Genomic DNA, 12,165 nt, shown 5'->3' on the forward strand with positions numbered 1-12,165 from the left:
TCCCAAAAAAGATTAAAAAATGGAAAACTTAAATTACATACCATTGATCATAAAAGAAACTTCACTAATAAGTAGGCTACGGACTATATTTATACTTGGCCTGATGATGGTTCTTTGTCATAACGGCATGAATGCTCAATCTTTCAGCCAGAGTAATCTTAATTTTAATGGTAATGGAGCTGTAAGTCAAGGAACATCTTTGATGTATGGCCCGGATGGAAGGTTGTACGTACTAAACTTAAATGGCACCATTGACATTTATACAGTGCAAAAGAATGCGAGCAATAATTATGTGGTCACGGCATCTGAAAAGTTGCTGGGAGTTAAGAACATTCCCAATCATAACGACGACGGTTCTTCAAATAGTGGTAATAATAGGGAGGCCACTGGTCTCACTGTTGCAGGAACAGCGCTAAATCCAATTATTTATGTTACCTCCAGTGATTCAAGGGTAGGAGGGCCTAGTGGAGATTTAAATCTTGATACCAATTCTGGAGTGATTACCCGACTTACTTGGACTGGAAGCAACTGGAGCGTGGTGGATATAGTTCGTGGACTACCAAGGTCTGAGGAAAACCATGCCACCAATGGATTGGAATTTGCAACTATCAATGGTGTGGATTTTCTAATAGTGGCACAGGGAGGCCATACAAATGCTGGGTCACCATCTGACAATTTTGCCTGGACCACGGAATATGCCCTATCTGCAGCAGTACTTTCAATAAATCTTGACCTTATAGAAAGTATGCCTATTAAAAACGATGGAAGGAATTATATTTATGATATTCCTACTTTGGACGATCCTACTAGGGCAAATGTTAATGGTATAATTGATCCAGACGCAGCAGGCTATGATGGTGTAGATGTAAATGATCCATGGGGAGGTAATGATGGATTGAATCAGGCAAAAATTGTTATTGGCGGTCCAGTGCAAATATTTTCACCAGGATATAGAAATGCCTACGATTTGGTACTTACGGCCTCTGGGGCCGTGTATGTGACCGATAATGGAGCTAATGGAGGTTGGGGTGGATTTCCCAACAACGAAGGTACGGGCAATGTAACCAATGAATACAATTCAAGTGAACCAGGTAGTAATACAACTATTGGAGGGGAAAAGGTGGATAATGACGACCATTTATCTTTGATTACCACTAATATTCAAGGGTATTCATTTGGTACTTTTTATGGAGGGCACCCGGCACCGATCAGAGCCAATCCAGCCGGTGCTGGACTTTACACCAACCCGTCTGTAAACAATACCAATGGGGCGGTATATAGAACTTTGATTTATGATCCAACTGGTTTAAAAGGAACTGGCTATACAAATAATGCAAGCATAGCCCTACCTGTAGATTGGCCACCAGTTCCAGTAGGTCTTGCTGATGAGGCACAAGGTGACTGGAGAGGGCCTTCAACTCCAAATCCTGACGGCCCAAACGATGCCATTGTAACTACCTGGGGCAATAATACCAATGGTATTGACGAATATACCTCCACGATATTCACTGGTTCGGAAAGTATGGTGGGCGATCTGATCGCTGGTCATAATAACGGTATTTTAAGAAGGGTGCAATTGGAATCGGACGGAAGTCTAAAAACATTAACCAATACTTTTGCATCTGGTCTTGGGGGTAATGCCCTGGGTATTACATGTAATGGGGACAATGATCCTTTTCCTGGGACTATATGGGTGGCGACATTTAATGGTACCATAAAAATTTTAGAGCCACAACCTGAGGTTGTGTGTTTGGACCCCTCCGATGACTCATATGATGGGTTGGCAGATACCGATCAAGACGGTTACACCAATCAAGATGAAGTTCAGAACAATATAGACCATTGTAACGGGGGATCACAGCCAAATGATTTTGATAAAGCGGCAGGTGGAGTTTTGGTTTCTGATTTGAACGATAATGACGATGATAACGATGGTATTATAGATGCTAATGACCCATTTCAATTGGGTAATCCATTGGATAATGGTTCTGATGGATTTGATTTACCAGTGCTGAACGAATTATTATCCGATAATTTAGTTCTAGGTGGTTATTTGGGTCTTGGATTAACAGGTCTTATGAATAATGGTGCCCCCAATCCGAACTGGCTTAATTGGTTGGATGTAGTTGGTGCCGGCCCAAATCCAAATGATATTTTAGGTGGGGCAACAGGCGCTATGACCATGCAGATGACTTCGGGAACGGCATTGGGTACGGCCAATAATCAGGAAAAGGGATTCCAATATGGTGTCAACGTAGATCAATCCGTTAACTCATTCACCGTTGTTGGCCGATTATTTAATTTTTCCGATCCTACCCAGCTTTATGGTTCCAGTGCCCCATCGGGCGGTGAATTGGGAATATTTATAGGGGATGGAACTCAAAGCAATTATATTAAGGTTGTCCTTACCCAGAACGGGGTTGTAGCCTTACAGGAGATCAATGATGTGCCCCAAACCCCTCTAACGGCTACAATCGCAACAGGAAATAGACCTTCCAATGATGTTGTTTTTTCATTCAATATTAATGCCGTTACCGCGGCAGTAGAAGTTTTGTACAGTCTTGATGGTAATCCCCCAATTTCCTTAGGGACCATTGCGGCATCTGGGACAATAAAAACAGCTATACAACAATCGACTACCATTTTAGCGGTAGGTTTAATAGGAACCTCCAATGCAGCTGGAGAAGAGGTAGAAGGAACATGGGATTATTTGAATGTTACAGGAAGTCAACCTACTATATCTCAGCCTTTGGCCAATTTGGATAAATTGATTAGTTCTCCAGATCAAAATATTGATCTTAACGATTATTTTGGAGATGACCAAGGGGTCGGAAATTTGACTTATACTGTTGAAAATAATTCCAATCTTGCAATTGGGGCCACTATTTCGGCCAATATACTGACCTTAACTTATCCGGATACTGAGGCAAGTTCAATTATTACCATTCGGGCCACAGATTCCAATTTGTTGTATGTGGATCAAATTTTCACGGTTAATGTGACCGAGCAACCGGCAGTTTTGTTTAGGGTGAATGCCGGTGGAGCTACCATTACCGCCACAGATGCTCCCAATCCCAATTGGGCAGGAAACGATGTGGTAGGTGCTTCAGGAGGGACTAATTTTAGTGTTAACACTGGAAATATTTCTACCCATAATATTGCAGGTAGACATTCTTCCGTTCCATCTTATGCGCCTCAGGAGATATTTGCGAAAGAGCGATGGGATCCAGCAGGGCTTCCTGAAATGGAATGGACCTTTAATACAGGCAACGGGACTTTTACCGTAAACCTATATATGGGAAATGGGTACGATGGTACTGGAGATCCGGGGCAGCGAGTGTTCGATGTTAAAATGGAAGATGTCTTGGTGATAAACGATAAGGATCTATCTGCGCAATATGGAAATAAGGTAGGTGCTATGGAAAGTTATCAGGTGACTGTTACTGATGGCGTATTGAATTTGGAGTTCATACGTCAAACCGAAAACCCATTGATCAACGCTATTGAAATACTTGGTGCAGGAAGTGTTGTAAATTCACCAATTGTTATTGACCCTGTTGCCAATCAGATAAACAATCCTGGAGAAACACCCGTACTGAATATTACAGCTAGTGGTGGGGATCCTAATGAGAATTTCACATTTTCTGTAACTGGATTGCCTCCTGGCTTGAGTATAGAGCCAACCCAAGGAGCTATATTGGGAACCATTTCTTCCTATGCAGCAGATGCAGGACAGTACAATGTTACCGTTACGGTGAGCAAACCATCATCAACACCAGCTAATGTAAATTTTGCTTGGACGGTTAATGATCCCAATGCTCCTAACAATGTGTTGTACCGCATTAACGCAGGGGGTAACATTATTGCTTCCAACGATGCGTCTCCAATAAATTGGGGAGAGGATCAGGCAGCAAGTGGCGCCAATGGTAATGCACAAAACGGAACACCTTCCGTATATGTAAATTCTTCAACAGAGGATAAAACTTACGGGGCAGCACTTCCAGGCACTTTTGTCAACAATACATCCTATCCCAATAATATATTTGCTACAGAAAGATATAATACATTGGCTGTACCCGGAAATATGCAGTGGGATATTCCACTGTCGCAGGGGACATATACCATTAATTTGTTATTTGCCGAGGTATGGGCTGGAGCCAACGCTCCAGGAGTGCGCGTATTCGATGTAGCCATTGAAGGCCAAATTGTACTGAACGATTTGGATCAAACAGCAAAATATGGGTTTGCTACTGTAGGAGTCGAGAGTTTTGTGGTAGAGGTAAATGATGGAAACCTTGATATTGATTTTATCAAAGGAATTGAAAACCCTAATATTAAGGGTATTGAGATTATTAGCTCCGGAGGTACCGTTAGTGGAGATTGGACCAATATAACCAATGTAACAGAACATACTCCTAGACACGAAAACTCATTTGTACAAGCAGGAGATAAATTTTATTTATTCGGAGGTAGGGAAAATGCCAAAAAGGTAGAAATTTATGACTACAATACCAATACGTGGTCCCAGGCAGCCTCAACGGCCCCATTCGAATTTAATCACTTCCAAGCTGTTGCTTATCAAGGATTAATTTGGGTTATTGGATCCTTTAAGGATAATGGATACCCCAATGAAGCTCCGGCCGATAATATTTATATGTACAATCCTGTTTCTGATACTTGGATTCAAGGTCCTGCCATACCCAATGCACGTAAAAGAGGTTCTGCCGGATTGGTGATGTACAATAATAAGTTTTATGTTATAGCAGGAAACACCATTGGGCATAATGGAGGTTATATCGCATGGTTTGATGAGTTTGATCCAGCTACTGGCAAATGGACAGTCTTGGGAGATGTGCCACGGGCACGGGATCATTTTCACGCTACCGTTGTTGGCAATAAATTATATGTAGTAGGTGGTAGACTTACAGGTGGTGATGGAGGAACTTTTGCTCCCGTTATTCCTGAGGTGGATGTATATGATTTTGTTAGTAAAACGTGGATAACCCTACCGGCATCCAGTAATTTGCCTACTCCGCGTGCTGCTTCCGGAACAGTTACTTTTAATGGAAAAGTGGTCGTAATTGGTGGTGAAGGAAATGGTCAGGCATATGCCAATACAGATGCCTTGGATGTAAACACTAATACATGGTCTTCTTTAAGCGATTTGAACAATCCACGTCACGGTACTCAAGGTATTGTATCCGGTGATGGTATTTGGATTACTTCAGGGTCTCCCAATCAAGGAGGTGGCAACCAAACTAAAATGGAAGTTTATGGCTCTGATAATCCAACTGGGACATCAATTGTTGCAAGTACTCTATCTGTGCCCTCCAACATTACGGTACCACAAGGGGGAGTTGAGGATTTATTGATAAGTATTTCAGGAGGAAATCAGGGAGTTTATGTTAAGTCATTGGCACTTACCGGTTCCAATGCTTCAAATTTTACGATTCTTGGGTCAAGCAGCTTTTTAATCGAGGCAGGTGCTACTAAGACAATTCAAATTGAACATACAGGTTCCCAGACAGGAGAAGTAGCTACTTTGGTTATGGCTTATGGAAGCAATGGATCTACGAGTGTAGGTGTTACCAGTGGCGAAGAGACTTCAACTATTTTATACCGAATAAATGCAGGAGGTGAATTAATTACTGCAACAGACACGCCCAATCCGGATTGGAGTGTCGATCAGGGTACTTTTGGGATAGCTGGAAACTCTCCATATTTGGCAGCAGCAACCGCAACAGGTGGATTATATAATCAATCTGCCGGTTCTGCTTATAAAGGCCCAATAAATATGACACATGCATCACTTCCTTCTGGGACACCAAGTAGTATTTTTGTTACAGAAAGATATGACGCTGAGGGTGCCCCTGAAATGTTGTGGCAATTCCCAATAGATACGGGGACAGAGGTTGAGGTAAGGCTTTATTTTGCGGAGTTGTACAATCAAATAACGGCGGCAGGACAAAGGGTTTTCGACGTTTCAGTTGAAGGATCGGTGCCCAGTGCATTTAATGATATTGACCCCTTTGCAAGAGCAGGGGCTTTAGGAGCCTTTATGGTATCCTATAGGGTAACGATTACAGATGGCACCTTGGATCTTCAATTTATTCACGGTGTACAGAACCCCTCCCTTAAGGCGATAGAAATAGTTGAAGTTAGTGGTAATCCAACCTCAGGTTTACCTCCGGTAGTAGCCAATCCAGGCGCACAGATGGGTGTGGATGGAGGCGCGGTAAACCTTCAAATAGTGGCCAATGATGAAAATACTGATCCTTGTGGCCCTTTAAGTTATTCTGCAACAAATTTACCGCCAAATCTTTCTATTGACCCCGCAACAGGTATTATTTCGGGTACTATATTAGGTGGCACGGGAAGTGGTACAGCTGGGGCTTTTAAGGAAAACAATGGATTGGTAATTATAGAAGCAGAAACCGATTTCGTGGATACGTCAGGAGGATGGAATCTTGAAACCAATTCGGGCACAACCTATATGGTGGCTAGTACCGATCATTTTTCCAATCTCAACGGACAAACAGTAAATTATAATGTAGAGATTACCACGCCCGGGGTATACCGTTTTCATGTTAAATCGGCTATTTCAGGTTCAAGTTCTAGCGATAGGAATGATACATGGTTTAAAATAGAAAACACACCCGATGTTCATTTTTTCGCAGTTCAAGGTGGTGTGCTAACAGGAACCCAAGAGTTTCTAAATGAATTGAGCGATCCAACAAGTACAAACAAGACTTTTTACTGGCCCAAAGGCAATGCTCAGGGTAGAACAGATCACGGGAATGAAAATCCAGGTATAAATGGTTTTTTTAAAGTATACACTAATTCAATTTCAAATGTTTGGAACACCCGTACCATAGATAACAATGGTTTTCCTGTTTATGCCTACTTTGAAAATACTGGTACCTATAGTATTTCTATGAGTGAGCGTTCGGAAGGACATAAGATAGATCGAATTGCCCTAGCTCATATAGATGAAGCAAGTACGGGTATAAATAATACTTTGCTCAACGGACCACAATCTTCACAAAATGTTGGTGGTTCACCTGGGGCCTCTGAAAACAGTCCTTACAATGTTGCGGTAACGGTAAGTGATGCTTGTGATCCTTCTTCAAGTACGGTGATTAACTTTAATTGGAATGTTACCGCCTTGCCAATAGGCAATCCGGAAGCTACGGTTAAGGTTACCCCCGGAGGTGATCTAGCAGCGTCAACTTATGGAAATAATTCCTTCTTTATTGACAATACTGGTGATGATGATATAGTAAATGTTACTATTAATACATCTTCTGGATTTATGATGGATGTAGTTTTTGATCCAGTGGGAACCGCAGGAGATAGTGTTGCCAAATGTTTAACGGCTGGTAATGCGGGTAGTTCCTCCAGTGCTGTTGGATTAACAGTACCAGGGAACGGAGGTTCGGACAATGCAGATTGCGTGAGTGTATTTGCGCAACCCCACAATGGCACTAATAATCAGGAAGGTTATGATGTTTTATCTTTGGATTTTACTGATTTTAATCCTGGAGAGTCGTTTGTGTTTGGCGTTGATATGGATCCGACAACCATCAAGGGCGATTTATCATCCGGTGATGCAGGTTCTATTTCGGGATTTGAACTGATCGGGGCGACAATTACAATAGAGTTTGCCAGTGGGGTTGTTTATACAACAAGCTTGTATGATGAAGGTTCCTTAGGAGGATCGGATGCTATTGTAAATAGTGATAGTAATAGTTTGGTGGCACCTTCCATTTTGGTTGATGGATCAAATGGTTCCAGATTGGTGACGCAGGCGAATCAAGTTGTGCAGATTACAGGCCAGCCAAATGCACTGATTAGTCTATTGCGTGTAGATGGACGATTATATATTGATGCAGGTAATCCTTCTATAGGGTATGATATAGATCCTTTTGAGGCTAATGAAGCCATGGCCAAGGAGTTATATACCACTCAATTAAATGCATCGGGGGTTGCCAATATTCCGGTTACCCTAACACAAACAACGGGAGCGGCCGGAACGCCAAACGGTGGCCTTAATCATTTCGTTGCTGTAGTAACTGGCGCCAATGGAATAAATAGCGTTGCATCCAATATCATCGTATTGGAGTTTGATCCTACTGCAGCAGCATCCGATTTGACCGTTTCCTATAGCTTACAGGGTCGTACCGATCACAGTATTGATTTATCGGTTGCTCTATATGAAGTAGGTGCTACTACACCTTTGCTGGAGTTTAATCCTATAGGAACTTCCAATGGAGAAGCTGTAATGGTAGGAATTCCGCAAGGCACCTATGAAATTGCTGTCAAATCCGGAATGCATTTACAAAAAGTGTCGACCATGACCTTAGAGGCAGGTGACAATAATCTCAATATAGGGGAACTAAGAGTTGGGGACGCTAACAACGACAATACAGTAGGCTTAGAGGATTTCTCTGTCTTGGTAACCACCTTTAATATAGGTTTTGGGGATACAGGCTATGATGCTCGTGCAGACTTTAATGGGGATGGTAGTGTAGGATTGGAAGATTTCTCGCTGTTGGTGACTAATTTCAATGTTGCAGGGGAAGTGCCCAGTGGATTGTAAAATATAATTTAGTGTTCAAAAAAAAGCACTGGGCTAGCCCAGTGCTTTTTTTTGTTTAAAATGATTCCTAAATTGATAAGTAATTACCCATTCCTAGTTTCTTGCAGTTGGAACTATGACTAGGCTATTTGGATATGCGGGCCGATACAAATCATTAAAACCAGTTATATTTTAGAAACAGCCTAGGTTTTATCATGGAATTGGTAGGCGTCTTAAAATCAAACTGCACAATAGCGGCTTTACACAACATTTTCAGACACTTACACATCTTTGGGGCTATAATAAATCCTTTTTTAGGTGCGGAATACTAATTTTGATCTTAATACGTTAACAAGGAACAAGGTATAAGCCTATTTCTAGTAAGGAATAACGTTGATTTAATTAGCATTTATAGTATTAATTCCATCGAGAATGAAAAGAAATCAAATAATTGTTTTTTTAATTATCGTTTTCAGTTTTTCCAAATCCATTGCACAAACTGAGGTATTGGTTACTGGTCTTGACGACGATAATAGTAAGGGTACTTTGCGTTGGGCCATAAATACGGCCAATGCTGATTCTAATATCGATAAAATAAGTTTTTTGGAAGGATTGGCGGGCACTCTTAGATTATCTTCAGATCTGCCTCCCATCAATAATAATCTCACCATTACTGGACCAGGGGCGAAGCATATCACTATCTCGGGGGAGGGGAATTATCGTATGTTCGTGGTTAATAAAGGTTTTAGTTTGGATATCTCCGGATTTACCTTTACTGATACTGCAGATAATTACAATGACGGAACTATTTTTGCCGTTTCGGGCTCAGCTGTAAAGGCTTCTGAAATAAGGGTTACCGGTGTTTCCAATCAAACTGCGTTTTGGTCCAAGGGAGACAATTCATCTATTACCATTTCCAATTCCATTTTTGAAAATAATTCTGCCACCTTATTTAGAAGCTATTGGGGATCTACTCCCAATTATACTTCGGACAATGAAAATGATTATACCAATAGAATTACAATTACGGGATCGTCATTTATTTCCAATAGGGGCTTAATCTTTTCAACGGAGCATTATGTAAAAATTGATAATTGCATCTTTAGCCGGAATTATGATCAAATAGCCAGTTTCAAGGGGGTAAACCGCTACCAGATATTAAACTCTAAATTCGTTAATAATACTGGCCGATTGCTGTTTACTTTTTCAAGTAAGATTGGCGATACCCCATCGTGGGGCGAGGATACGTTAGGGACCAATAATACTCTTTTTGATGGGAACCTTTTTCAGGGAAATACGGGGACCATTATCAATACCGGTGGAGGTTTTAAACATGATTCCAAAACTACCATTACCAATAATATCTTTGTAAACAATGGAAATAACTGGTATGGTAATCCTATTGTAACTTCAGGAAACCAACTGAATAATTTTATAACCTCGGTTACTCCAACAGAGGATGAGGGAACTGTTGTTCTTACGTTGAACAAATCTTTACTAATAGGAGCGGATGAAGAACTGCACTAAAGATGGAAATTTCCAGATATTGGAATTGATTTAGAACAAAAAAACATTAAACTATTAAAAATAAAAAGAGGCCCGATCAAGGGCCTCTTTTTATTTTTGTCATTAAAGTGAATTATTATTCCTGCATGGTGTGATATACATTCTGCACATCATCATCCTCTTCTATTTTTTCCAGGAGTTTTTCAACATCGGCTGCTTCTTCCTCACTCAGGGCCTTGGTAACCTGTGGTATACGTTCAAAACCGGAAGATAGAATTTCAATCTCTCTATTTTCCAATTCTTTCTGAATGGCTCCGAAACTTTCAAAGGGAGCATAGATCAAAATACCATCCTCATCGGCAAAAACTTCTTCGGCCCCAAAGTCGATCATTTCCAATTCCAACTCCTCCGGATCTATGCCTTCAGCGGGAATCCTAAAGTTACAAGTATGGTCGAACATAAACTCAACAGAACCCGAAGTTCCCAAGCTACCGTTACATTTGTTGAAGTAACTTCTAACATTCGCAACTGTCCTTGTATTGTTGTCCGTAGCAGTTTCTACTAAAATTGCAATTCCATGGGGTGCGTATCCTTCAAAAAGCACTTCCTTAAAGTCGCCCAAACTCTTGTCAGATGCCCTTTTAATGGCTCTTTCCACATTGTCTTTGGGCATGTTTACCGCCTTGGCATTTTGAATAACGGCCCTTAATCGCGCATTGGAGCTCGGGTCTGGCCCTCCCTCTTTTACAGCCATAACAATGTCTTTGCCTATTCTGGTAAAGGCCTTTGACATTGCGGACCACCTTTTCATTTTACGTGCTTTTCTAAACTCAAAAGCTCTTCCCATTTCTTAGTTTTATTAGAATAATATGGAACAAATTTAATAATTTTTACTACCGGCGCAAGTGTTCAGCTTAGTTGCTTACAATAATTTCCTCAATACTGTGCGCTAATTTAAAATCCCTTTCGGTAACTCCCTCCGCATCATGGGTGGAAAGTCTTATATTAAGGGAATTGTAGACATTGCTCCAATCTGGGTGATGATTTTGGGATTCACATTCAAAGGCGATTCTGGTCATTACGGAGAAGGCATCCTTGAAATTTTTAAATTCAAATGACGTTTCTATAGCACCATCAACATAATCCCAACCGTCCAATTCCTCCAATCGCTTTTCTATTTCCAATTCCGATAATTTTTTCATGTCTCTATTTTTTATAAAGTTAATTAAAACAGTACAATTCCAAGTGGCTTATTCACTAAAGATATGATGGTCTATTATCTCCTGATAGTTGAATAATAAATTCTTTGGAAGCTGATTCGTTTTTGGTAGCACCGCCAAATAACGGTCTTCATTGGTGGTAAAAACATGTTTATATATGGGATGGTAGTTGCCCAAACGGTTTACAATTTCCTTTATAAAATCTTCATGGTGTATTAGGTCTACACTTCCCAAATGAAAAGTACCCGTTTTATTGTGATTTATAAGGTAATGTATTTGTTGTGTTAGTTTATCATCGTTGGTAACATTTATAATTAGGTTGGGGAATACCTCAATAGGTTCCTTATTGGATAGGGCATTCTTTATTTCCTTAATTCTTGGTGAATTTATGCCAAAAACCATGGGCACCCTAAGAATGGCCATTTTAGAAACAGGTATCCTCAGAAGCATATTTTCTATTTTAATTTTCAGTCGGCCATAGATACTTTCGGACAAGGTCTTGTCATTTTCATAGGATGGGTATTTGCTATAGGCATCAAATACGTTGGCAGAGGATATAAAATACAATTTGCAATCCCTTTTTTGGATGTATTCCACTATATGTTGATGGGCCATTACCTGTGCTTGGAAATTTCCCCTTAGTGCAGAAATTATTAAGTCGGGTTTTACTTTGTTCAAAATATCATGAACGTCATCTTCTTCAAGGTCATAGCGGAAGAACTGTTGATTGTTCTCAAAGCTCTTTCTTGAAGAGTAATAAGTGCCATAGGTGTCAAAATAGGAATTCAATTCCTTGTAAATGGCATTGCCTATAAAACCGCTTGCTCCTAAAATGAGTATTTTGTTCATTCTATCACCTCC

At 40.6% G+C, this 12,165-nt stretch carries 5 protein-coding genes; 2 read left to right on the plus strand and 3 right to left on the minus strand.

Annotated elements, in window-relative coordinates; translation table 11 throughout:
* Positions 1 to 19 precede the first annotated feature (19 nt).
* Both KO529_RS03635 and KO529_RS03640 read left to right on the plus strand, forming a co-directional pair.
* A complete protein-coding gene (locus KO529_RS03635; protein ID WP_252734295.1) occupies positions 20 to 8,599 on the plus strand; it encodes a malectin domain-containing carbohydrate-binding protein in 8,580 nt (2,859 codons plus the stop codon).
* A 411-nt stretch (positions 8,600 to 9,010) separates the two neighbouring features.
* Entirely contained in the window at positions 9,011 to 10,105 is a 1,095-nt protein-coding gene (locus tag KO529_RS03640) for a hypothetical protein (protein ID WP_215946548.1), read from the plus strand.
* Between the two features lie 115 nt (positions 10,106 to 10,220).
* Here KO529_RS03640 and KO529_RS03645 read toward each other — a convergent pair whose 3' ends face one another.
* The 3 genes from KO529_RS03645 to KO529_RS03655 all read right to left on the minus strand — a co-directional run bounded on the left by KO529_RS03645 (position 10,221) and on the right by KO529_RS03655 (position 12,153).
* Positions 10,221 to 10,931, minus strand: coding sequence for a YebC/PmpR family DNA-binding transcriptional regulator (locus tag KO529_RS03645; RefSeq protein WP_111621994.1), 711 nt, complete (start codon positions 10,929 to 10,931; stop codon positions 10,221 to 10,223).
* A 67-nt stretch (positions 10,932 to 10,998) separates the two neighbouring features.
* The gene (locus tag KO529_RS03650; RefSeq protein WP_215946549.1) at positions 10,999 to 11,286 is read right to left on the minus strand and encodes a 4a-hydroxytetrahydrobiopterin dehydratase; all 288 of its coding nucleotides are present in this window, start codon (positions 11,284 to 11,286) and stop codon (positions 10,999 to 11,001) included.
* A 48-nt stretch (positions 11,287 to 11,334) separates the two neighbouring features.
* Positions 11,335 to 12,153: a sugar nucleotide-binding protein gene (locus tag KO529_RS03655; protein ID WP_215946550.1), complete on the minus strand. Its 819-nt coding sequence runs from the start codon at positions 12,151 to 12,153 to the stop codon at positions 11,335 to 11,337.
* Between the last annotated feature and the right edge of the window lie 12 nt (positions 12,154 to 12,165).

The organism is Arenibacter algicola (assembly GCF_018860365.1).
Taxonomy (GTDB): domain Bacteria; phylum Bacteroidota; class Bacteroidia; order Flavobacteriales; family Flavobacteriaceae; genus Arenibacter; species Arenibacter algicola_B.

What these genes read in the sequence shown, in the direction of transcription:
- KO529_RS03635 (WP_252734295.1), top strand. Translation starts at nt 20, where the DNA reads ATGGAAAACTTAAATTACATACCATTGATCATAAAAGAAACTTCACTA.
- KO529_RS03640 (WP_215946548.1), top strand. Translation starts at nt 9,011, where the DNA reads ATGAAAAGAAATCAAATAATTGTTTTTTTAATTATCGTTTTCAGTTTT.
- KO529_RS03645 (WP_111621994.1), bottom strand. Translation starts at nt 10,931, where the DNA reads ATGGGAAGAGCTTTTGAGTTTAGAAAAGCACGTAAAATGAAAAGGTGG.
- KO529_RS03650 (WP_215946549.1), bottom strand. Translation starts at nt 11,286, where the DNA reads ATGAAAAAATTATCGGAATTGGAAATAGAAAAGCGATTGGAGGAATTG.
- KO529_RS03655 (WP_215946550.1), bottom strand. Translation starts at nt 12,153, where the DNA reads ATGAACAAAATACTCATTTTAGGAGCAAGCGGTTTTATAGGCAATGCC.